The 22351-nt window shown below is 68.0% G+C and carries 17 protein-coding genes; 4 read left to right on the forward strand and 13 right to left on the reverse strand.

Features of this window, described 5'->3' with window-relative positions:
• Positions 1-1477, forward strand: a 1477-nt coding sequence (locus ACQKIP_RS04820; RefSeq protein WP_427742166.1) for an AIPR family protein, incomplete at its 5' end; no start/stop codon positions are given.
• Between the two features lie 27 nt (positions 1478-1504).
• Here the strand turns inward: ACQKIP_RS04820 and ACQKIP_RS04825 are convergent.
• The 3 genes from ACQKIP_RS04825 to ACQKIP_RS04835 form a co-directional block, all read right to left on the reverse strand.
• Entirely contained in the window at positions 1505-3139 is a 1635-nt protein-coding gene (locus ACQKIP_RS04825; RefSeq protein WP_365852429.1) for a serine/threonine-protein kinase, read from the reverse strand.
• A gap of 64 nt (positions 3140-3203) precedes the next feature.
• On the reverse strand, positions 3204-3395 hold the full coding sequence (locus ACQKIP_RS04830; protein ID WP_365852431.1) for a hypothetical protein: 192 nt from the start codon (positions 3393-3395) through the stop codon (positions 3204-3206).
• A gap of 9 nt (positions 3396-3404) precedes the next feature.
• Entirely contained in the window at positions 3405-4247 is an 843-nt protein-coding gene (locus ACQKIP_RS04835) for a helix-turn-helix domain-containing protein (protein ID WP_365852433.1), read from the reverse strand.
• A 260-nt stretch (positions 4248-4507) separates the two neighbouring features.
• On the opposite strand from ACQKIP_RS04835, the gene ACQKIP_RS04840 reads away from it, so the two are divergent.
• Positions 4508-4921: an ATP-binding protein gene (locus ACQKIP_RS04840; protein ID WP_365852435.1), complete on the forward strand. Its 414-nt coding sequence runs from the start codon at positions 4508-4510 to the stop codon at positions 4919-4921.
• Between the two features lie 26 nt (positions 4922-4947).
• Here the strand turns inward: ACQKIP_RS04840 and ACQKIP_RS04845 are convergent, their stop codons facing one another.
• From ACQKIP_RS04845 to ACQKIP_RS04870, 6 genes are all read right to left on the reverse strand, one after another.
• The gene (locus ACQKIP_RS04845) at positions 4948-8151 is read right to left on the reverse strand and encodes a type I restriction endonuclease subunit R (RefSeq protein ID WP_365852437.1); all 3204 of its coding nucleotides are present in this window, start codon (positions 8149-8151) and stop codon (positions 4948-4950) included.
• A gap of 6 nt (positions 8152-8157) precedes the next feature.
• The gene (locus tag ACQKIP_RS04850; RefSeq protein ID WP_365852439.1) at positions 8158-8772 is read right to left on the reverse strand and encodes a DUF4276 family protein; all 615 of its coding nucleotides are present in this window, start codon (positions 8770-8772) and stop codon (positions 8158-8160) included.
• Positions 8769-9986: an AAA family ATPase gene (locus tag ACQKIP_RS04855; protein ID WP_427742171.1), complete on the reverse strand. Its 1218-nt coding sequence runs from the start codon at positions 9984-9986 to the stop codon at positions 8769-8771. The genes ACQKIP_RS04850 and ACQKIP_RS04855 overlap by 4 nt, the downstream gene beginning before the upstream one ends.
• Positions 9987-10020: 34 nt before the next feature.
• Entirely contained in the window at positions 10021-11208 is a 1188-nt protein-coding gene (locus ACQKIP_RS04860; RefSeq protein ID WP_365852443.1) for a restriction endonuclease subunit S, read from the reverse strand.
• Positions 11209-11318: 110 nt separating this feature from the next.
• Positions 11319-13388 (reverse strand): type I restriction-modification system subunit M, encoded by a 2070-nt coding sequence (locus tag ACQKIP_RS04865; protein WP_365852445.1) that lies wholly within the window; start codon positions 13386-13388, stop codon positions 11319-11321.
• Between the two features lie 79 nt (positions 13389-13467).
• On the reverse strand, positions 13468-15591 hold the full coding sequence (locus ACQKIP_RS04870) for an N-6 DNA methylase (protein ID WP_365853420.1): 2124 nt from the start codon (positions 15589-15591) through the stop codon (positions 13468-13470).
• A 195-nt stretch (positions 15592-15786) separates the two neighbouring features.
• On the opposite strand from ACQKIP_RS04870, the gene ACQKIP_RS04875 reads away from it, so the two are divergent.
• Entirely contained in the window at positions 15787-17481 is a 1695-nt protein-coding gene (locus ACQKIP_RS04875; protein WP_365852448.1) for a TIGR04141 family sporadically distributed protein, read from the forward strand.
• 295 nt (positions 17482-17776) lie between these two features.
• Here ACQKIP_RS04875 and ACQKIP_RS04880 read toward each other — a convergent pair whose 3' ends face one another.
• Entirely contained in the window at positions 17777-18817 is a 1041-nt protein-coding gene (locus tag ACQKIP_RS04880; protein WP_365852450.1) for an endonuclease/exonuclease/phosphatase family protein, read from the reverse strand.
• Positions 18818-18819: 2 nt separating this feature from the next.
• Complete coding sequence (locus ACQKIP_RS04885) at positions 18820-19758, reverse strand: glutaminase (protein WP_365852452.1); 939 nt, start codon at positions 19756-19758, stop codon at positions 18820-18822.
• A 337-nt stretch (positions 19759-20095) separates the two neighbouring features.
• Here ACQKIP_RS04885 and ACQKIP_RS04890 point away from each other — a divergent pair, with 337 nt between their 5' ends.
• Positions 20096-20494: a hypothetical protein gene (locus tag ACQKIP_RS04890; RefSeq protein WP_365853422.1), complete on the forward strand. Its 399-nt coding sequence runs from the start codon at positions 20096-20098 to the stop codon at positions 20492-20494.
• Between the two features lie 108 nt (positions 20495-20602).
• Here ACQKIP_RS04890 and ACQKIP_RS04895 read toward each other — a convergent pair whose 3' ends face one another.
• Positions 20603-21337: a YqeB family protein gene (locus ACQKIP_RS04895; RefSeq protein ID WP_365852454.1), complete on the reverse strand. Its 735-nt coding sequence runs from the start codon at positions 21335-21337 to the stop codon at positions 20603-20605.
• A 123-nt stretch (positions 21338-21460) separates the two neighbouring features.
• Positions 21461-22234: an SAM-dependent methyltransferase gene (locus ACQKIP_RS04900; protein WP_365852456.1), complete on the reverse strand. Its 774-nt coding sequence runs from the start codon at positions 22232-22234 to the stop codon at positions 21461-21463.
• Positions 22235-22351 lie beyond the last annotated feature (117 nt).

Below are 22351 nucleotides of genomic sequence, written 5' to 3' on the forward strand. Positions count from 1 at the left end.
GGACTGGTACCAGCAGAAGGGACCACTGGAGGCCTATCAGGGCACGGTTTCCGCCGAGAGCGTCGCCGAGTGGTACGAGACGCACGGCACCGGCCTGTTCGAGCAGAATCTCCGGGCCCCGCTCGGAACCACCGTCACGAATGCTGAGATCGGTCAGACCCTGACGTCCGATCCCACGAGATTCTGGCATCTGAACAACGGCATCACCATGATCTGCACCTCGCTCACGGCGAAGAACGACAGCGCCAAGGCGCCGCAGAGCAGGCCGACCACTCTCACCGTGGCCGGGGCGAGCATCGTGAACGGCGCTCAGACGGTACGGGCTGTCGCCAGGGCCATGCACGACGACGGTGAGGCCGCAGCCAACGCCACCCTGAGCATCAAGGTCATCAACACGCATGAAGACCGGGAGTTCGGCGTCCAGGTCTCACAGGCGGCGAACCGGCAGAACGCCATCGAACCGCGCGATCACATCGCGCTGGAACCCGTGCACCAGGCGATCAAGGCCAACCTGCGTGCCGAACTGCGCAAGCAGTACGTGATCAAGCGGGGTGAGCCGGTCGCCGCGCCTGAGACCGGTTGTTCGCTGGACGAACTCGCTCTGTCACTCGCGTGCCTGCACCCGGACGCGGAACAGGCCGCCCGGGCCGCCAGTTCCACGGAGAACCTGTGGGAGCAGGGTCCCAAGGGCAGCCACACCGTGCTGTTCAAACGCGAACCCTCGCCGCAGAAGGTGTGGCGCTCCGTGCTCACGCTGCGCGCGGCACGGAGCGCGGTCTACGAGCTGGGCAGTGGACAGAACAGCCGCGAGGCCGCGACCACCGAGCACGGCGGGTTTCTCGTCACTCACCTGCTTTTTCAGCACCTCGGCGCCACGAGCATCGATGACCCCGACTTCGACTGGGACAGCGAGGTCCTGGAGAAGATTCCCGCCCTCGTGCCGGATCTGGTGCGTCGGCTGACCCATGAGATCGTGACTCATTACGGGCCGCGTCCCCAGATCAGGACCGCTTTCCAGACTACGGAGACATGCCGGGAGCTCGCGAAGCGTGTGCTCGGTGACCTGGCCGATGGCGTGGCCGTTCCCGCGCTTCCAGCGAAGGAGCGCAAGCCGCGTCGCCCGAACACGGTGCCGCTTCTGGTCGACCGTCGTGTCATCAAGGACGGAGCGCCTCTCCAGTACGTGGCCCTGAACGAGCCCGAGCGCGACGCCATGGAGGAGTGGCTGGTCCAGGACGAAAGGCGACGCCAGGCGACCTGGGTCAATCACCGGACCAAGCCGGTCCTGTGGGCGTACGACGAGCAGCAGTACTCCCCGTCCGGGCTGGTGTCGAAGATGTGGGCGGATGCCGAATGGGACGAGCGCCCCGTGTCGAATCAGGGAACGGCTCGCTGGTACCAGTCGGATGGCCTGAGCCTGTGGAATCTGGCAGAACGTATCCACAGCGAAGAGGCTGAGGACGAGGGCGAGGCCTGACGGCGTGTGCACCGCACCGGCAGGGCCTCAGTAAGGGCTTGGTCCCTCCGGTCCGCGCAGCCGGGCGAGGAGATCGGCGATCTCGCGGGTCTCCTCATGGTCCTCGCCAAGGACGACGCACATGTCCTCGTGGAGGGCGTCGAGGACGTTCTCGGCCTCGGCGCGGCGGCCATCGGAGAAGAGGAGGACGCCGATACTGCGGCGCAGGTCGAGAGCGGTTTCGGAGGCGTCCCCGGCCTCGTCGGACACGACCTCCAGAACCTCCTGGAACTCCCGCAGGGCGACCGTGGCCTGACCTAGGTTGGCGCGGCAGTGGGCGGCGTGCCGACGGCACTCCAGCGTGTTCTCATCGGCCGGTCCCGCCGTACGGGCGTAGACCGCGGCCAGAGCGTCGAACTCCGGTAAGGCACGCCGGAAGTCCTCGCCGGCCATGAGGACCGCCGCGCGCTGCCGCCGCAGACCGAGCACCCGGGGGTTGTCCGCGCCGAGGGCAGTGGCCGCGGTGGCGATCACCGCCTTGAGGACGTCCGCGGCCTGGGCGAACCGTCCGCTGTCCGCGAGGTCCGCAGACCGGCTGTAGGCATCCTTGATGGCGTCCCGCAGCGCGGTGTCGATGCGCGCCCGGACCGGCACGGGAGTCACCGGCCCGGGTGAGGGCGCGGGCGGTGTGGTCCGCCGCAGGGGTGCGTTCGGCTGTCGGTAGACCACCGTCGGGTCGGGGGCTTCGGAAGGGGAGCCGTCGTGGGTGAGGACCACGGGCTCGGCTGCCGATCCCGGTTGCGGCAGGTGCGGCGACAGGCGCTCGTACACCGCGTACGCGTCGGCCGGTCGCTGCTCGGGCACCTTGGCCAGCAGGTCCAGGGCCAGCGCCTCCAGGTCCTCCGGCACCTCGGGTCGCAGGGTGCGCAGTGGCTTCGGCGGCTCGTCCATGTGCTGCTGCAGAAGCTGGTACTCGCTGTTGCCACTGAAGACCGGCTCTCCGGCGAGGAGTTCGTGCAGCACGCAGCCGAGGGCGTAGAGGTCGCTCAGCGGTGTGATCCGCGCGCAGTCGATCTGCTCGGGAGACATGTAACGGCTGGTACCGATACGGCTGCCCGTGGCTGTGAGTCGGGTGACGTCCGTGCGCAGTAGCTTCGCGATGCCGAAATCCAGCACCTTGACCGTGCCGTCAGCGGCGATCAGGACGTTGTCCGGCTTCAGGTCGCGGTGCACGACCGGAATGGCGTGCGCGTACGACAGGACCGTGCAGACCTGTGCCGCGATCGACGCGGCCCAGCTCACCGGGAGCCGCGCCGCCGCGCCGTCCTCCGCCGTCTCTGTGAGCACCCTGCGCAGAGGGATCCCGCGCACGTACTCCATCACCAGGTACAGCCGGTCGTACGACGCCTCGTCCAGTACCGCGTCGAACACCTGCGGCACCCCGTGATGCCCGATCCGAGCGGTGACGCGCGCCTCGCGTTCGAAGCGGCGGGCGAACTCCGCTGCCTGCGCCGGGGATGCGACGACATCAGGCCGGATGAGCTTGACCGCGATCTCCCGGTCGAGAACGGCGTCGTAGCCACGCCAGACCGTGCCCATGCCGCCGGACTCGATCTCCTCGATCAGCTCATATCGGCCCTGCTCGCCGATTCTTCTCGCCTGCGACACGCGTTGCGCCCCCATCGTCCTGATGCCACGTCAGTCGATCGCTGTACACGGTACCTATTCGCGGGGCGCGCGGCAGGGGTTACAGCAGGTGGTCGGCTTTGCCAGCCTTGATGTCGGTGATGAGGGTGCGCAGGGCTTCGAGGGAGTCGGTGAGGTAGTGGCCCTCCTCGCCGTTGACGGCTATGTAGGCGTTGCCGTTGGCGTCGGTACCGAGGCGGAAGCAGTTGTTGCCTTCGGCGCAGAAGGGTGCTTCCCAGGTGATGACAGGCATGAGGGATCCTCAGAGCTCGCGGGTGACAGTGTGGATGAAATCTCGGGACGCTTCGGGGCTCAGAGAGTGCGCGTCCATCCAATCGAGGTGGGCACGGAATTTGGCGAGTTGGGCTTCGGCGTGCAGGAACTCGGGACCGTGCGTGGAATCCAACTGGACTGTGTCGAGCTGTGGCACGGAGCCCTCGGCATACAGGAGAGCGTGACCCGCTCCGGGGAAGCCGTCGCAACTGACGGGGATGACGCGAACAGTGATGTTCTCACGTTCCGACATGTCGCAGAGGTGGTCGAGTTGAGTCTGCGTGACTTCGCGGCCACCGAACCGCATACGGAGGGCTGCCTCGTGAACATATCCGATGTACGGGAGTGAGGTCGGCTTGTCCAAGACCTGCTGTCGATCCATCCGATGCTTCACACGCAACTCGATCTCAAGACGGGACAAGCGCGGCAACCCGGCATTGAACACAGCACGGGCGTACTCCTCGGTGTGCAAGAGGCCCGGCAGGTGGACGATCTGCCCAGTGAGCAGGCGTTTGGCGTTCCACTCAAGCTCTGCGATGTCGAGCAGCCCTGAGGGCAGGGTACCGCGATACTGCTCCCACCAGCCGGGGTCCGTTTCATCGGCCATCGCGGCCAGAGCATCGATGTAAATGTCGTCCGAGCAGTCGTAGTTGCTGGCCAGCGTCCGCACTCGCTCAGGGCTCGCGATCCGTGTGCCCGCTTCCATGTTGGAGATCTTCGCGCGGTCCAGGCCCAGCAGGCCAGCCGCGTACTGCGTGCTCGCACCGGCTGCGACCCGGAGTTTGCGCAGCTCGACTCCGAGGCGCTGCTGACGTTCCGTGGGTGTGCGCAATGAGCTGCTGTCCTCTCTGCCCGGCCCCTGTCAGGCTGCCGCGCTCGTAAGCCCGCCCCACCCTATCGTGGCAAATTGCCATCGAAGTTGTGGCGCGAGGCCATGGTGAGGGCTAGCGTTGGGTCACGCGCACGCTACACAACGCAATGCCGGAAGCGCACCGCGCGAGCATGCCCGTCCGCCCTGGGACGGGTGTGCCCGCGACCAGGGCGGCAGGCCACCGGCGACCCCAAACCCCTCACAGAGTCTTGGAGTTCGCCATGCCCGAGATCCCCCTTGTCCCTGCCCACTGGTGCTTCCCCGCCCATCCCGCCTCCGTGCGGCGAGCCCGGCACGTCGTCGCCGCATCGCTGCCGCACGTCCTTCGGCCCCATCTCGGCGACGACCTGGGCCTGTTGACCTCGGAGCTGGTCACCAACGCCATTCGTCACGGCACCCGCGGGGAGGACGGGGACCTCGTCGAACTCGTCACGTGGTCGGCAGACGGACACTACTGGCTGGCCGTCTCCGACCCCGGTACCGGCAAGCCCGAACTGGCCCGCCCGGACATGGACTCCGAGAACGGTCGGGGCCTGGTCCTCGTCGACGGCCTCGCCGCCGCCTGGACTGTCCGGCCCCGCCCCACACGTGGAACGTCCGTGATCGCGGGACTCTCGTTCCACCAAGGAGGTTGACCAGGCGGAGCGGTCGGTCGGGCAGGTCAGGCCGCGTCGTCGTCGATGTTCTCCTCCCGGCGGATCATCCGCCAGGCCGCCCGGCGCGCACTCTGGTTGAGCGACTGCTTGAAGCTGTCGTCGTGGCTGAAGTACTGCCGTCCCATGTCGGCGATGGTGTCGATGTGTTCGGCCATCTTGTCCTCGAAGACCTCGTCGAAGACGAGACCGAAGTTCTCCTCGTCGTTGACGGCGGCGGCGCGGACCTTCGGGTCCGCCTTCGCCTCGGAGAAGGGCGTGATCACGTCCTGGTCGGAGAAGTCGGTGCCGAACTTGTCGTTGAACTTCTCGATCAGCTCCGACAACAGCGACTTCTCCTGCTCCTTGGCACCGCCCCCACCTTCGCCGAAGCCACGCAGCTCCGCCGCTCCCTCGGCGGTCAGCGCGAGGTCGTGCTCGCCGGTCTTCTGGATGCGCAGATGGCTGAGGTCGACATCCCCTATGTCCACGCCGCCGTCTCCGCGCCGCGGCAGGCGGTTGAGCAGGTGGCGGCCGTAGAGGTAGAGGCATTCGAGGTCGGCGTCACGGTAGGGCACGATCTGCGAGAGGAAGCCGTACTTCCGTACGTAGTCATTGAGATCCGCGCGGAACTCCTCAGCCGCCTCGGCGGCTTCCTCGTCGGGGTCGCCCGCCTCGTCCTTGCGGTCCAGCAGCTCGGTGAACCGCCCGACGGCGGGGTCCAGATGCCGGTACAGCTCCGCGTGCAGCTTCTCCCAGCGGGCCACCGAGCCCGCCGCCTTCTCCTCGGCCGCCAGATAGGCCTCCGCGAAGTCCCGCATCTCCCCCTCGACGAGGATGTCGGGCCGCATGACCTGGCTCTGCGCGGTGTAGAGGAGATTGGGGTCGGAGGGAAGGGTGTTCGCCTCCTCGAAGTACGGGTGGAAGGATTCTTTGATGTCCTCGGCTTTGTTGACGAAGTCCAGTACGGCCAGGTCCGCCTGAGTCTTACGGTCGGCGGTGCGGTTCAGACGCGAGAGGGTCTGGACGGCGCTGATGCCCGCGAGCTTCTTGTTCACGTACATCGTGGTGAGCAGCGGCTGGTCGAAGCCGGTCTGGTACTTCTCGGCGACGACCAGAATGCGGTACTCGCGCTGAGTCGCCGTCCCACCGGTGCGCACGGCCTTGTCGTCCTTGCGCGTGTACGCGAACGCCTTGGGCAGCGCGAGCTCGGCGAGACCGCCGTTCTCCTTCGGCTCGGTGGTCTCCTCGCCGTCGTACGTCAGGCTGCCGGAGAACGCGACCAGGACTCCGGGGTCGGCGTACGCGTTGTCGCCGACGTACTTCCTGATCGCACGGGCCATCTGCACGGCGCTGTGCCGGGAGGCCGTCACCACCATGGCCTTGGCGCGCCCGCCGAGCCGGCCGGCGGTGTGCGTGCGGAAGTGCTCGACGATCACCTGCGCCTGCTGTGTCACGGTGGAGTCGTGCGTGAGCGCGTACCGGGCGAGCAGCGGATTCGCCTTGGACGGGTCCACCTCGCGCTCGTCCGGGTTCTTGTTCACCAGCTTCCAGTAGGTGTCGTACGTGACGTAGGTGCGCAGGGGATCGAGGATGAAGCCTTCCTCGATGGCCTGGCGCATCGAGTACGTGTGGAAGGGGACATACGCCGGTTTGCCGTCGACGGTGTCCAGGGTGCCGAAGAGTTCGAGTGTCTTGGCCTTGGGCGTGGCCGTGAACGCGAAGTAGGAGAGGTTGGAGGCCTTGCTGCGCTGGATGGCCTTGCGACGGAGCTTGGCTTCGGTGGTGGCTCCCGCCGCGTCCACCTTGGTTGCCCCGGCGTCGTCGGAGTCCGAGTCCAGGCCCAGGTCGCGGAGGGCCGCGCGGACTGCCGTGGCGGCGTCGCCGGACTGCGAGGAGTGCGCCTCGTCCACGATGATCGCGAAGTTGTGGCCCTGTATCTCGGTCGGGTTGCGGCGCAGGTAGTCGATGAGGGCGGGGAAGGTGTGCAGCGTGACCGTGATGATCTTCCCGGTCTCGCGGGAGAGCGCCTTGGCGAGCTGTTCCGACTTCGCGCCCTGCTTCTCGTCGATCTTCACGACCAGACCGGCGGTCTTCTCGAAACTGCCGACCGTTTCGCGCAGCTGGGAGTCAAGATTGCGGCGGTCGGTGATGATCACGACCTTGTCGAAGACGGGAGCACCCGGCTTGAGTCCGGCGGCCAGGGCGTCGGGGTCGATCTCGGCGGGGTCGGTGGGCGTGTGCAGCGACGACAGGCGGTGCGCGAGCCACCCGATGGTGTTCGACTTGCCGGAACCGGCGGAGGCCATGCCGAGGTAGTGGTGACCGGCGCCGTGGCGGGCCGCGTGGGCGGCGAGCTTCTTGACGATGTCCCACTGGTGGTAGCGCGGGAAGATCAGCTTCTTCCGCGTCCGCCCGTCCGGACCCTTCGGTTTGCTGAGGTGCACGAACCACTCGATCAGGTCCAGCCAGGTGTCCCGCTCCCAGATCTGCTCCCAGAGGTAGGAGGTCGCGTACGTCCCGGGGACGGTGGGCGCCGGATTCCCCGCGCCGCCGGGCTTCCCCGGGCCGTCCGAGCCCGTGTTGAACGGCAGGAACCGTGTGAGCTTGCCGTGCAGTTCGGGCGCGACGTAGACCACGTCCGTGTCCACGGCGAAGTTCGCGATGACGCGGCGCGCGAAGATCAGCTCAGTGGGGTCCCGCTTGAGGCGGTACTGCTCCTTGGCGTGCTCCGCCCCTTGACGGGTCAGGCCGTTCTTCAACTCGGCGGTGGCGAGCGGAATTCCGTTGAGGAAAAGGGTGAGGTCCAGCTCGTTTCCCTTGTCCGTCTGCTTGGTCGCGTACTGCAACTCCTTGACGAAGGTCAGCCGGTTCGCCCGATAGTCGTCCAGGACAGCGTCCGAGGCGACGAGCGACGGCTTGAAGTACGCGAGCCTGATCAGTACTCCGTGGTCCTTCACGCCCTTGTGGAGCACGTCCAGCACGCCGTCGGTCCCGATCGCCTGGTCCACGCGCTTGGCGAACCCGGCCTGGGCGGTGTCGGGATCCCCACCGTAGAGGGCGACCAGCTCGGCCCAGTCGTCGGCCTGGGTCTTGCCGACGAACTCGAAGAGCTGGGCGGTGTCCAGGCCGAGTTGGGGGCGGTAGTGCTGTTTGTTTCCTTCGCTCCAACCGCGCTCCAACAGGGCGGCGACTATGGCGTTTCCGAAGGCTGCTTCGTCGTGGACGGACATGAGCGGCTATTCCCCCCGCTTTCTGGTGATCAGGTACATGATGTCGCGGCAGAACTTGTCGAAGGACGGTGAGTTGGCGCGGGCCAGGTCGAGGTCCATGTCCTGGGTCAGGGCTGGCTGGTCCACGCGGGGGCGGTACCGCACCCCGTCGAGCCGGTGGTGGGTCAGCCAGCCCTTGCAGTCGCGTAACGTCTCGCTGTTGTCCGGGACCTCCAGGTGCTCGGCGAGACCGGCCCGGCCGCTGAGTGAGGGCGCCGACGCGAGGAACCACGCCTCGAACTCCCGGTTCGCCAGCACGACGGCCGTGCGGCGGTCCGGGCGGGTGGCTTCGGCCCGGGCCAGCAGCGAAGGCCCGAGGCTGGCCGGGCAGTCGTCATCGGCGTCGATCACGACAAGGATGCCGCCAGGGTGGTCGGCGGGTACGCGTCGAGCCTGGGCCTCCACAGCGGCTTCCAGACCCCCTGGCCGGACGAGTCGGCCGCGGTCGACGAGGAAGGGCGGCTGGATATCCGCGTCCCAGATCTCCGCCTCGTACATCAGCCGCCGGAGGAGAACGGGTAGCGCGCTGATCTCGCCCTCGCCTTCCACGACGGAGGCGATCGTGACTCGTGGCTGCTTCACTCGTCGGCCTCCGGTTGGTCTGCCGACTCGGCTGGGGGGTCGACGACCGGGCGCAACTGGTCGGAGCGGAGCAGTTCGGCCGTGGTCGCCAGGCCGTCGGCCACGATCGACCGGCTCACCGGGTCGACTTCGCCGATCACCGACACCCCCTGCTCTGCGGCGACCACGCGGATCGCCGACAGGTCGGCCTCTTTACGGTCGAACAGCTCCGCGCTCTGCGTGGTGGCGAGGACCTGTGCGTGCTCGCTCGCTTCCGTGAGTGCGTCGTAGAGGGCTCCGGCCGCGAGCGGGTGCAGGGACAGTTCGGGTTCCTCGACGGCGATGAGCGGAATCCAGCCGTCGCGGGCATCGTGCTGGAAGAGTGCGGTCAAGAGGCCGATGGCTCGGATGGTCCCCTCGGACATGGATTCGGCCCGGAAGTTGTGCGGTTCGGCGTGGCCGTCAGTGGCGAAGCTGATCCGCGCCGCGATGTAGTCGGCGGAGGGGTCTGTGGGGCCGACTTCTACGACTCCGGGCACGATCGCCCCGAGGTACTGCGAGATGCGCTCCCGCTGCCGTTCGCCGAGGGCGGCCAGTGCCGAGCCGAGGTCGCTGCCGTCCTCCTTCAGCGTTCCGGCGGTTGGCATGTTGGGGCGGGCCGCACGGAGGCTGGACAGGGCAGGGCTGTAGAAGAACATGTCCGTGAGAGTCCCGTGGAGCTTGAAGAACGGCTCCGTGTCAGCCACTCGTGAAAGCTCCAACCGACTCTGACGTCGTCCCGCTTCCGGGCGGTCTCGCACCTCGAAGCTCTGGGCGTCAGTCCCGTTCTGCTCGCCGGGGCGGTGCATTTCGCAGAACTCACGCTGGATACGGATACCGGATCCGGCGTCTCGGCCCGGCCGGGTGGCTGCCGTTGGCACGAGGGTGATCTCGTATGTCCCTACCCACGGCTTCCTGTCATCGGGAGGGAACGCTGGCAGGTAGAACTCTAGCCCGATCGTGCAGGAGCGCGCTGGCTCAGGGACCCGGCGCACCACCTCCTCCCACCCGCCACGCGCCGCCACGGCCTCGGCCGGACCGTCCAGCAGCGCATCGCGGACGAAGCGCAAGGCGTCCAGGAAGTTCGACTTGCCTGCTGCGTTCAGTCCGAGCAGCACGGTGAACGGGCCGAGAGTCACGTCGCAATGGGCGATGGACTTGTAGTTGTCCACGCGGACACGGGTGATGAGCGGCATCGGAAGATGTGGCGCGGCGGGACTCATGGCGCGATCATTCCTCGATCCCACGTCCGCTGGCGGTGGACACGTCGATCTGGCCGGTGACGGCGGCGGTGATCAGGGCTTGGCGTCGTTCTGTGAGGAGAGCCGAGTGCCGTGCAACTCGCGAGCGGAGTGCCTCGTGGGTACCCAGTGATCGGCTGACGGAACCAGCAAGGGAATGCTGCTCGGCCAAGCTGGGGGTCGGTACCAGGACACGCTTCAGATCCCAAATATTGATGCCCTTGATTGTCGCCCCTGTAACGCGCTGCTGGATCTGATGAACTACCGCCGGTGACTCCAAGACGAGGCGCAGCCAATCGGCAGAGACTCCAGCAGCAACCGAAATTCGCGCAGCGTCTTGCGTCAGGTTTGCTCCAGTCAACTCTTCCGGCACTACAGCGATCTCACCCACACTTCCACGGATAGCGATAACCAAGTCGCCCCCCTTTACGCGAGACCGAGCGTACCTCGACTCGATATCACGAGTTGTGCGATTCAGTGCATGCGGCGATAGACGATTGGCTGCCACGTCGCCGCCCTTGATAATGGGAACACCATCTGCAACGTTGGGTCCAGGCAAGACGATGCCGTACATGATCTGCCGGAATTGATCCGTTAGGTGCATCAACGGCGTCCAATTCCAGCCATCGGGAAGGCTGTCGGCGGCGTCTTGGGCGCCCGGGTGAAGCATCTGCGCCAGTGCGGCGCGCTCTCTTTCCTGAACGTCCTCATCGAACCGCGCCAAAGTCGAACCCAGTCTGTTCATGCGGGCGGTCTCCTCATCGAGGAAGCCAGCGATACGGCGCTGTTCATCTAGCGGCGGCGCAGGAACCGGCGCGTCCCCCAGGCTTTCACGGTTCAGCTCAATCTGGTTCGTGGCCCCCACGGCGAGCGCTGCGTAAACGTATTCCTGGAACGGTCGCGAGCCGAGCCAGTAATAGGCGAATCGGGGATGCAGTTCGTCATGTTTTGTTCGCGCGATTGTGACGTGACTGTCAGCCATGCATGGAATTCCGTCGGGCGCACCACTGAAGTATCCAACACGACCAAGGGTTCCAGTGCCGGTGGAGTTGATGATTACGTCTTCCGGCTGCAGGTATCCCTTTAGTTTCGTCACGTCACCGTCGAAGTCGTGAAACCGCGTGCGCGACCAGTCGATTCCGTCAGCCTGATTTGCGGCCTGGCTGATCGCACGCACTTGCCCATCGTCCGTATAAGTCGGGGCGGATCCACGATTAAGTAGGTGCGTCAGATGCTTCAGTCGTGACGCTCCCCAATTCTGTGGCAGGTAGACTCCGAGTGCAGGGCTCACTCCGTCACCTCGCCCAGCAGCACCTGAATTTCATTCTCAAGCGCCTTCAACTCCCCGTCGATCTCCTCCAACTGCCGCGGCGGCTTGTACACGTAGAAATGCCGAGTGAACGGAATCTCGTACCCGATCTTCGTTTTGCTGTGGTCAATCCATGCATCCGGGACATGCGGCAGTACCTCCCGCCGCAAGTACTCCTCCACGTCCTCCTCCAGCGGCACGTTCTCGTAGTCCCGCAGCTCCGGATCCGGCTCCGGATCGCCCTTGACGCGCTGGACCTCGCCACCGGGGTCCCGGACGCCGACCACCTCCCGTAGCGCCTTGCTGAACGGCGCGCCCGTCGGCCACAGAAGACCGGCAGCAACGATCGCGTCCTTGAGGTCGATCCACGCGTCGGACTTCGTCGTCCAGGACTTGCCGACCAGCGGGCGCAGCGCTGCCGCGAATGCCTCGGCGTCCGTGGCCCGGGTGATCGGCTTGGACGCGGTGAGAGCCGTCAGCGTCTCCTCCGTCACCTCGAAGCGGAGCTTCAGCGGCCGCTCGACGGTGATCCGGTGATAGCCGAAGTCCTCGTTGCGGAAGATCTTGATCTTCCCGGCGCGGTCGGCCAGGTCGTGGCCGCCGTCCCTCTCCGCCGCGTCGACGACGGCCAGCGCCTCCGTGTAGAGCCGCGTGATCTCGGAGATGTGCTGCTCGCCCAGTTCCTTGCGCTTGTCGCCCAGCGACTTCCGCATCTTGCGCCAGTAGTCGCGCGCGTCAAGGAGGACGACCTTGCCGCGCCGGTCCCTGGACTTGCGGTTGCTGAGCACCCAGAAGTACGTGGAGATGCCGGTGTTGTAGAAGAGCTGGTCGGGGAGGGCGACGATGCCCTCCAGCCAGTCGTTCTCCAGGATCCACTGCCGGATCTTGGACTCGCCCGACTCCGCCGCCCCCGTGAACAGCGGGGAGCCGTTGAAGACGATCGCGATCCGGCTCCCACCCGCTCCCGACGCCGGGTCCACCGGCTTCATCTTCGCGATCATGTGCTGGAGGAAGAGCAGTGAGCCGTCGTTAATACGCGGCAGTCCGGCCCCGAACCGGCCGCTCTCACCGAGGCGTTCGTGTTCGTCCTCGACGGCGCCCTTGACCTTCTTCCACTCCACGCCGAACGGCGGGTTGGCCAGCAGGTAGTCAAAGGTGGCGCCAGCGTGGCCGTCGTCGCTGAACGAGTTGCCGAACTTGATGTTCTCCGGGTCCTGGCCCTTGATCATCATGTCCGACCGGCAGATGGCCCAGGACTCGGGGTTGAGTTCCTGGCCGAAGACCTTGACCGTGGCGTCCGGATTGTGAGCCGTGATGTGTTCCTCGGCCGCGCTGAGCATGCCGCCGGTGCCGCAGGCCGGGTCCATGACCGTGCGGACGGTACCGGGCAGGGCCAGCGCGTCGCTGTCCGGTGCGACGAGCAGGTTGACCATCAGCCGGATGACTTCGCGGGGCGTGAAGTGCTCGCCGGCCGTCTCGTTGGACTGCTCGGCGAAGCGCCGGATCAGTTCCTCGAAGATGTAGCCCATCTGGTGGTTGGTGACGATCTCGACCGGCTTGCCGTTCTCGTCGAGTACGACACTGCCGTCCGCGTCCCTCTTCACCGGCCGCAGATCGAGGTCGGCGAACCGTCCGATCACCTCGTACAGCAGGTTCGCCGCCTCAAGGCGTTTGATCTGCTGGGCGAAGTCGTACCGCTCCAGGACCTCCCGCGCGTTGGGGGAGAAGGCACCGTAGTACTCGGTCAGGTGCTTCGCCGCGTGCGAGGCGTCGCCCGCGATGGCCTTCAGCGTGTAGGTGCTGGTGTTGTAGAAGCTGTGGCCGGACGCCTTGCGCAGGAAGCGGTCGGGGTTGATGTCCTGGCCCTCATAGCGGGCGGCGACCTCCAGGACCTTGTCCTTGGTCGGGGCGAGTACGCACTCCAGGCGCCGCAACACGGTGAACGGCAGGATCACCTTGCCGTAGTCGTGCTGTCGGTAGTCGCCCCGCAGGAGGTCGGCGACCGCCCATGCATTGTTCGCCAGCTCTGTGTGCTTACTGCTGTTCAACGCTGTCCTTCCGGAGTTTCGCCGTCCCTGAGGGGCGGAGAGGCCAAGTCTGGTCGTTCGCGGTGCCGGGCCGCACGTTTCACGCCGATCCGTGTCCATCCGGCAATAGCGCGCCGTCGGTGAGTCCGGTGCCGAGGAGGCGTGTGAGGTCCTCGGCGGCCTGGTCGGCACGGCGGGCGGCGGTACGCAACTCGTGCAGGCGGCGGAACGCGGCGCCGTAACGCTGCTGTTCGGCGAGTGGGAGCAAGGGAACGCGGAGTCGTCGAGGATCCACTCGAACGATTGATGTGCCGGTGGCCGCAGCGTTGACGTTCTGCTCCGCTGAGAGGAACCCGGCCAGGAACCAGGGGTCGAGCCGACGCTGGTCCGGGCGGAAGAGGAGCAGATGAGGCCCGAGGAAGCAGTCTGCCTCGCCTGGTTCGACGACCCGGGCCGCGGCGCCACGCCCCACGCGGAGCATCTCTGTGAGCAGCACGTCACCTCCCTGGAGCAAGGGGAGTGCGGTGCCGGTGGGAAGGTCAGCTTCCGTTCCGGAGGCGGGTTGGTTCTTCATGACGTCGGTTGCCGTAAGCGTCGGTCGTCCGCCGAGTTCTGGTTCGGGCTGCGTTAGCGGTTGACCATTACGAGTCCGGCGGTTTCCGGGCGCGGTGCGAAGCAAACTGAGAGCGCCGCCGCGCAGAAGGTCCTCGACCGTTGCTGTGCGCCAGTCGCGGGGCCGGCCGTCGGCCGGTGGCCAGTCGTTTTCGGCGCTGAGGCCGGTCAGGTCCCCCGCGGCTCGGTGGAGTTGGTCGTACAGCTCCGATGCCTGCCGGGCCAGCAGGGCGGGGCGCAGGGTCTGTCGGGGAGCTGTTCGGATGTGGCGGGCCGGAGTCAGGTCCACGGCCTCGTTGAGGAGGTCGGTGATCTGTACGGCGCCGGCGATGCCCGGGGTTCCGGTGAAGCTGTCCTGGTCCGCCAGGTACGGCCGCCAGGACGAGAGCGCGGTGTCGCCGATGGCGGCCCAGTCGAGATCCCGGTTCCCGGATGCGGACGCGTCGACCAGCAGGACCGTACTCGGACCTTCGGCCTGCGGATCGGGCCGTTCGAGCACCCACAGATGCAGACCGATGTGGAGTGGGGTGGCCGCGCCCTGGGGAAGTGAGATGACCGCGCGGAGGGCGCCGTCGCGTACGAGCTGCGCCCGGATGCGTCGCCCGGCGGTGCGTTCCGCGACGGCGGGCGGCATGAGCAGCACGGCGCGGCCGCGAGGCGCGAGGTGGGCCAGGGAGTGCTGGACCCAGGCGAGTTCGGGCTCGCCCTTGGGTGGCACGCCGTAGGCCCAGCGTTGGTCGTACGCCAGGTCCTCGTGCCCCCAGTCACGGACTCCGTACGGAGGGTTGCACAGGACAGCGTCAGCGGTGAGGCCCTTGAAGGCGTCGGAGCGCAGGCTGTCTCCCGCACGTACGGTGACGACAGCCCCGGGGTCGCTCAGCCGGAGCCGTACGGCGGCCTGGGCGGCCTGGGTGGTCAGGATGTCCTGGCCGTGAAGTTCGGTCGCTCCTGCGGATGCCGCCGCGGCGAGTAGTGATCCGGTGCCGCACGCGGGGTCGAGAACGCTTGTGGGGAAGGCGCTCGCGCTGTCGGTCAGGAGCCGGGCCATGAGGTCGGCCAAGGGGCGGGGCGTGAGGTAGGTGCCGGTGCCCCCCGAATCCTCCAGCAGGCGTTCGGCCAGGACATCCATCGCGGCCTCGGCGCTGTCCGCGGCGACGCACCGCAGCAGGGCCCTCAGCGGCTCGGCTGCCTCGGGGGCGAATGCGAGGTCCTCGGTTCCCGGGATGTCCTGGGCTCCGTTGTCCGCAGCCGACCGGGCCCATCGCAGCAGTGCGTCGTCACGCAGTTCGGGAAGGACTTCACGCTCTCTCCGGTCCAGCCGGGCAGCCGCGAGCACCACGGGGAGCAGGCGCACGGCCGGTTCGCCATCGTCGGCGAGGGTGCGCAGCGCGGTGCGAAGCCGGTCCGCTGGCGTGTCCTCGGGAAGTTGGCCACGGGCGGCGAGCCAAGCGCGTACGGCGTCGAGATCGTAAGTGGGGCTGGTGTCCGTGCCTCCCGTGGGGGTGGGGAAGTCCGGATGCCGACGACGCCAGTTACTCACCGTGGCGCGGGTGACGCCGGCCAGCCGGGAGATGTCGGCGGCGGTCACGAGGGCACTGGCCTGCTGGTTCATGGGCTCCTGCCGGGTGACGTGGGGGCGGGCGTGCTGGATGACTGCCACTCTATACCGGCACCCAACTCATGTGAAGTGTTTGACAGTGCTTTCAGTTGCCGCTCTACTGGTTGTGCTTTCACTGGCTTCCCGGCTTCCCCGGGTCTCCCGGGCATCCCTATGCCCGCAGCGCGTCGATTCGAATGGAGCGGCACCATGGCTACCAGTACTTCCGGCACGTCCAAGCGCACCTTGTACCGGCTCACGGGTACCGCTCCCACGGTCGACGCGATGTTCGACGTACTCGACCCCGCCCGGCTCGAAGCCGTTGGTGCGGAGCTGGACTTCCCCGAGGAGCGGTTGGGTGTTCCGGCGCTGCTGGTCACCGGCAGTTTCGAGCAGCCGGTCGCGAGCTGGTGCGACGAGATCAACCGTACGACCGGCTGCGAGGTGTCGCGGCCCGTGAACCGGTCGGCCGGGCTGCTGATGCTCGCGGTCGACGGCGAGGTGTACGCCGTCGGCTACGACCAGGGCTTCCGCCTGGTGCCCGACCGGGTGAAGGACCGGCGGTTCGGGCTGAGTTTCGTGATCCGCAGGGTGGACCCCGCTCAGATCCGGGACATGGTCTCCCATACGCCGGGCGGCGGCCGGACCGACATCACCCTCGTGCCCGGAGGTGCTCCGGTCTGGAGCCTGGGTGTCCAGGAGCACGCGCAGATCGTGCGGCGGCTGGGCGGTCGGCTGGACGGGATTCAGCTGACGATCGCCCGCGACGACCGTACGAAGATCTCCAGCGTGGAGGGTGGTGCCGGGTTGCGGATGCGCCTCGGCATCGACGCCGCGGACCTGGTCGCGGACATCCGGGCCATCGCCCGTGTCCTTCGGGAGGAGGCCCCGACTCCGGAACTGGAGTTCGTCGAGCACATCGTCCCGGTCAAGGGCGACGACCTCGTCACGCGGCTGGAGGAGCGGCTCGACGACATGCTCGGCGAGACGCCGGACGGACGTGTCGCGGTCGCCGTCCCATCCGATCACTGGGACGACTACGGCGCCGCCCAGGCGTTCGCCACCAAGGTGCACAGCAAGGACGTTAACCTCACCGACGACTTCAGCCTGGAGTACGTCCTCAACCGGGCCCGTGTGCAGAGGGCGGGGACCCGTTTTGCCGCGCTCCGGGATGGCACCGTCACCCTCTACACGCACACCCGGGCGGAGAAGGGTGACGTCATCTGGACATCGAGCGTGCTGCGGTGGATCGAGGCGGAGGTGGCGCTCAGTGGGCGCCGGTTCTTCCTGCTGGACGGGCAGTGGTACGAGATTGGTGAGGCTTACCTGGAGGCGATCCGTTCGCAGGTGGAGCGGCTCATCACCGGCACGCCCTCAGTCGACCTTCCGGCCTGGGTGCTCGGAGACAAGGAGCGGGACTACAACCAGTCGGTACCTGACCTGCGGCCCGGGTACGTCTGCTTCGACCGTGACAACGTCCGGACGGCGCTGCACCGGGGCAACGGTGTGGAGATCTGCGACTTGCTGAGCCCGGACGACGTCCTGGTCATGGTGAAGCGGGCCAAGGGGTCCGACGCGTTGAGCCATCTGTTCGGTCAGTCCGTGGTCGCCGTGCAGACCCTGCTGCACTCGCCGGAGGCCGCGGACCGGTTTGCCCAGAAGGTTGTGGTGGCCCGGCCCGACCAGGCCCTGCCGGAGGGGTTCCGGCCGTCGAAGGTCGTCTTCGCGATCCTGCTGAAGAACGGGACCGGCCTCACCGCCGACACGCTGTTCCCGTTCTCCCAGGTGACCCTCGTGCAGACGGCCAAGATGCTTGAGGCGTGGGGCGTCGCCGTCGAGGTCATCGGGATCCAGGCCACGTCGGTGCCTCAGACTCGGGCAGGAATCCGTCACCTGGCCGCGTAGCGGGCCCATTTGAGATCACCCGTTCCCATTGCGAACGGGCGGGCTTCCCTTGCGCGGGGACACGCCCTCACCCGCACGAGTCACTCGTGCTCTGGGGGAACCACCTTGTGTCCATGCTCCTGCTGAGGCTTGGTTCCGCTCAGGAGTTGTCGGACTCGCGGACTGCGTGCCCGCCGCCTTAGGCAGCCATCAAGGTAGCCACACAATTGCAGTCCCTCCGGGTTTGCAGAGGTCATAGCGCTGCGATGGCACTCCCCGGCGTACAGCCCGACTCGTCTGCCCCTCCCTCGCCCCCTCAGGGCAACAGCGCCAATCTGGCGATGACCGCGCGGTGGTCTGTGCCGGGGACGGTTCGTTCGGCTACCGAGATGCCCGCCAGGCCCGAGCCGTGCAGCACGTGGTCGAGGTGCAGCAGGGGTGGGAGGAGGCTCTTGTTGGCCGGCCAGGTGCGGGGCCAGCCTTTGCCGAGTTCGGCGTGTGTGTCCTTGAGGCCGCCCGATGCGAGCAGGTCGCGCATCGGGGCGTGGTCCGTGGATGCGTTGAAATCGCCCAGGAAGACTGTGTCGGGGCCGCTGTCGCGGGCGACGGTGGTGAGCGCGGTCATGTCCCTGGTCCAGCGGTCCGCGTCGCCCAGTGGGTAGTACGTGTGTACTGCCACCAGTTGCACCGTGCGTCCGCCGACCCTCACTTGTGCGGCCGTTTGGGGCCAGGCCGTGGCCGCCTTCAGGGGGCCGCCGTGCGTCAGCGGAAGCCGGGAGTAGAGCGAGGAGTCGTTCTCGGGGTGCAGTTCCTGGTGCGGCAGGACCTTGCCCAGGCCCGCCTCGGCGAGCGCGGTGATGCCGGCGGACGGCAGCTCCTGTACGGCCAGGACGTCTATGCGTTCCGACTTCACCAGCTCCACCAGCGCATGCGCGTCCCCCTGGCCCACATGGGTGTTGAGCGTGGCCACCCTCAACTCGGGCGCCACCGGCGGGATGTGCGGCTCCTTGTGCGGTACGAAGCGCGGCACCAGCAGTACGACGTACGCGGTTGTGAGGAGTCCGGCGACGAGGAGGGGCCAGCGGGAGCGGAGGGAGGGGACGGCGAGCGGGGTGGCCAGGGTGAGGACGCTGAGTACGGCCGCGTAGGGGAACAGGATCACGGGCACGGCGAGCAGGGTTCCCGCGTCCAGTCCCGCAAGGCGTACGACGAGCAGCAGGAACAGCAGGGCGAGCAGCGCGACGTACACGCCGTACGCGCTCCTTGCGAGCAGTCCCCGCCTGCGTCCGCGGCGGTCGGTGTCCCGCTTCCCTCCGGCAGTGCGGCGCGCGCGGGTGCGCGTGGATATGTTCGTCATCCTCAGAACACCGAGAGCCCCGTCAGCGTCGTGAACCGGTCGAGTGCCGCGACGCCCGACACCGAGTTGCCCCGCTCGTCCAGGCCGGGGCTCCACACGCAGATCGTGCAGTGGCCGGGGACGACGGCGATGATGCCGCCGCCGACTCCGCTCTTGCCGGGCAGGCCCACGCGGTAGGCGAAGTCGCCCGCGGCGTCGTACGTCCCGCAGGTCAGCATGATGGCGTTGATCTGCTTGGCCTGCCTGCGGCTGAGCAGGCGGGTGCCGTCGGCGCGGATGCCGTGCCGGGCCAGGAAGCCGGTGGCCAGGGCGAGGTCGGCGCAGGACGCCTCGACGGAGCACTGGCGGAAGTACTGGTCGAGGAGGACGGGGACCGGGTTGTCGATGTTGCCGTAGGCCGCCATGAAGTGACCGAGCGCGGCGTTGCGGTCCCCGTGCGCGGACTCGGACGCGGCGACGGCTTCGTTGATGGCGAGCCCGTCGTTGCCGCTCTCCATGCGCAGGAAGTCGAGCAGCGTGCCCGACGCGTCCTCGGTCTGCGTCTGGAGGCGGTCGGTGACGACGAGGGCGCCCGCGTTGATGAAGGGATTGCGGGGGATGCCGTTCTCGTACTCCAGCTGCACGAGCGAGTTGAAGGGGTTGCCGGACGGCTCGCGGCCCACGTGTTCCCACAGCGCGTCGCCCTCGCGCGCCAGGTCGAGCGCGAGGGTGAAGACCTTGGTGATGGACTGCGCGGAGAACGGGTGCCGCCAGTCGCCCACCCCGTACACCCGGCCGTCCGGCTCCGCGACGGCCATGCCGAACCGGCGCGGGTCGCAGGCGGCGAGCGCCGGGATGTAGTCGGCGGGCCTGCCGCGCCCCGGCGTCTTCTCGATCTCGGCCGCGATGCGGTCGAGGACCGGCTGGTAGGTCTGGGGCGAGGACGAGGTCATGATCGCCATTTTGCACCTGTGCGGGCGGTAGGGGGGCGCGGGCGCAGGCGAGGTGCGCGCGAAGAGGCGGCTGGAATTGGCCGGTGCATGTCAAGAATCATGGAGGCGGACCTTGTCACCTCATGGGGTCCGTGCCTCAATGAGCAGCGATCCGAGTTGCTGACTGCTCGTCAGTTACGACTCGAAGTCCCCCCGCATTCCCCCCACTTGAAGGCAGGACCTCATGAGGCATGGCATGTACGCACTCGGCAGCCAGGGCAGATCCGGCTTCCTCCGGCGCGGCGTCGGCAGGCTCGGTGCCGGGTCGGCGCTCGGCGTAGGCCTGGTCGCCCTGGGCGCGCTGGCGATGGCGCCCGCCGCCACCGCCGTCACCCCGGACACCGCGACCATCTCGTTCGACTGCGGGTCGTGGGGCTCGGGCTCGGCGACGCTCAAGGCCACCCAGGACGGGACCGCAGCGACCATCAGCGTCTCCACGACGGCGATCAGCGCCCCCATCGACATCGCCGCGAACTCGGTCGACTCCACGCTCACCCTCACCAAGAACGGCTCGGACACGGCGACCTTCACCGGCAGCTCCAACCCGGCCATCCCGGCCGGTGGCGAGGTGTCCACCGGCCCGCTCGACGGGACCGTCGCCGCCGGGGACAGCCTGGAGGGCAAGTCGCTTCAGGTCGTGGTACTCGGGATCACCGCGACCTGTAATGCCACATCGGCCCAGTCACCGGGGCCGTTCGTCTTCTGACGGAGCAAGCCGGTGCGGGGGCGGTGGCGCTCACTTCCGAGCGGCTCCGCCCCCTTCGCCTGTCTCATCGGCGCCGCTCTCTTGGTCCGCCTCGTCGGCGCCGTCCCCTCAGCCCGTCTCGTCGGCCCCGGCCGCCAGCGGACGCCAGTACTGGTCCTTGCCCTCGTCCCGTACGACGTACCCCAGGCCCTGCATCGTCTCGCCGAGGTCCCGTACGTCCTCCCCGGCCTTGCTCTTCAGCGCGACCTTCCGTGCCGCGAGGACCGCGTGCGCCTCGGCGGGCAGGCCGGGGGCCCCGGGGATCCAGCGGCTGAACAGGGACGCGTGCGGGTCGCTGTCCCGCCACGGGTAGCCGTGCGAGCGGAACGCCTCGGCCAGGACCGGTGCCGCCGCCTCGTGGACACCGCGCGTGAACTGACGTGACGTCTCGTCCAGGACCACCAGGTTCTTGCCGTCCAGGAACACCGCCGAGACACGGGCGCGTTCGATGGTCCGCGTCCGCTCGTGCTGCTCGACCGCCAGCTCCTGGTTCGTCAGCTTCAGCTTCAGGGTCTCGGCCATCTCGGTGACCGCGATGAGCAGCCCGGCCACCAGACCGAGGCCCACCGCGATCGCCGTCTGCCACGGCTTGTCCAGCGAGCCGGCGAACTCGATGGGGCCCCGCCAGGGCAGTACCGGCGATGTGCTCAGCCACCGGGCGAGGGGCGGCAGGGCGAGGCCGAGCAGGAGGCCGAGGAGCGGCATGCCGATGACGATGGTCAGCAGGTCACGGCGCGGGTAACCGAGCACCGTCGTACGGTCCTTGCGGAGCGGTACGGGGCCGAGGCTCTCTTCGCTGGTCATGTCCCCGACGCTAGGCGGGCGGAGGGGTGCGGGGCAGCCGCCGAAAGTCGATGGGCGGCAGACTTCGGTCGGTATCCCGGCGGGCAACGGATGTCCACGGACCGGTGCCGGACCGCGGCGGCCTCAGCTCACCGGCATCAAGGTCAGATAGGCCAGACCGAGCACGTCGCGGTAGCCCCGGAGCCAGGTGTTGCGCTGGCGGTCCGTCTTCTCGCGGGTCTCGGCGGCCAGCGGGTGGTCCGGGTTCGCGGCCAGCCACTCCTCCACGTCCGTGCGGTAGCCGGACTCGAACTCCTCCCATTCCGCCGCGCTCGCCGTCTCCACCCACAGGGGGCGGAAGCCCGCGGCGATCGCCGCGTCCACGAGGTCGCCGAGGAAGAGGTGTTCGCCCGCGTGGGCTTCCGGCCACATCCCCGCGAGTTCGGCGGGGGTGGGCGTGCGCTGCCAGAAGCCCTCGCCGAGTACGACGCGGCCGCCGGGACTCACAAGCCCGCGCAGTGCGTGCAGGGCCGCCTCGGTGTGGCCGGGCGGTTCGGCGGAGCTGAGCGCGTGGCTCGACCCCAGGCACAGGACGAGGTCGGCGGGGCCTCGGGTGGTGCCGGTCGCCGACTCCTCCACGAAGGAGACCCGGTCGGCGAGACCGCGCTCCTTGGCGTTGGCCCGGCCCCTGGCCAGGTCATCGGCCGACAGATCGACGCCCACGCCGGTTGCGTCCGGGGCCGCGTCGAGGACGCGGAGCAGCAACTCGCCCCAGCCGCAGCCGAGATCAAGCACGGAGCCCGTGCCCGGCGCGACGCGCTCGACGATGCGTGCGGCCCGTGCCTCGGAGAGGGGGCCGTGGAAGGTGAGGCGGGTGAGGCGGGGCGGGAGGTCCGGGGCGGCGGTGGTTTCGGTCATGGGCGACGACGCTATCCCGGCAACTCCGGCAGGAGACAGCCAATTTCGACGTGGTGTGCCACCGGCCCCCGTACGGAAGCAGTGACGCAGTGATCGCGGTCAAGCGGATTTGATCAC

Origin of the sequence: Streptomyces sp. NPDC059900 (assembly GCF_050270335.1) — a bacterium.
GTDB lineage: Bacteria > Actinomycetota > Actinomycetes > Streptomycetales > Streptomycetaceae > Streptomyces.

Excerpts from the sequence above, each read along its gene's own strand:
- ACQKIP_RS04825 (WP_365852429.1), bottom strand. The coding sequence starts at position 3,139 with ATGGGGGCGCAACGCGTGTCGCAGGCGAGAAGAATCGGCGAGCAGGGC.
- ACQKIP_RS04890 (WP_365853422.1), top strand. The coding sequence starts at position 20,096 with ATGGCGCCCGCCGCCACCGCCGTCACCCCGGACACCGCGACCATCTCG.
- ACQKIP_RS04830 (WP_365852431.1), bottom strand. The coding sequence starts at position 3,395 with ATGCCTGTCATCACCTGGGAAGCACCCTTCTGCGCCGAAGGCAACAAC.
- ACQKIP_RS04900 (WP_365852456.1), bottom strand. The coding sequence starts at position 22,234 with ATGACCGAAACCACCGCCGCCCCGGACCTCCCGCCCCGCCTCACCCGC.
- ACQKIP_RS04870 (WP_365853420.1), bottom strand. The coding sequence starts at position 15,591 with ATGAACCAGCAGGCCAGTGCCCTCGTGACCGCCGCCGACATCTCCCGG.
- ACQKIP_RS04855 (WP_427742171.1), bottom strand. The coding sequence starts at position 9,986 with ATGCCGCTCATCACCCGTGTCCGCGTGGACAACTACAAGTCCATCGCC.
- ACQKIP_RS04895 (WP_365852454.1), bottom strand. The coding sequence starts at position 21,337 with ATGACCAGCGAAGAGAGCCTCGGCCCCGTACCGCTCCGCAAGGACCGT.
- ACQKIP_RS04840 (WP_365852435.1), top strand. The coding sequence starts at position 4,508 with ATGCCCGAGATCCCCCTTGTCCCTGCCCACTGGTGCTTCCCCGCCCAT.
- ACQKIP_RS04885 (WP_365852452.1), bottom strand. The coding sequence starts at position 19,758 with ATGGCGATCATGACCTCGTCCTCGCCCCAGACCTACCAGCCGGTCCTC.
- ACQKIP_RS04845 (WP_365852437.1), bottom strand. The coding sequence starts at position 8,151 with ATGTCCGTCCACGACGAAGCAGCCTTCGGAAACGCCATAGTCGCCGCC.
- ACQKIP_RS04875 (WP_365852448.1), top strand. The coding sequence starts at position 15,787 with ATGGCTACCAGTACTTCCGGCACGTCCAAGCGCACCTTGTACCGGCTC.
- ACQKIP_RS04880 (WP_365852450.1), bottom strand. The coding sequence starts at position 18,817 with ATGACGAACATATCCACGCGCACCCGCGCGCGCCGCACTGCCGGAGGG.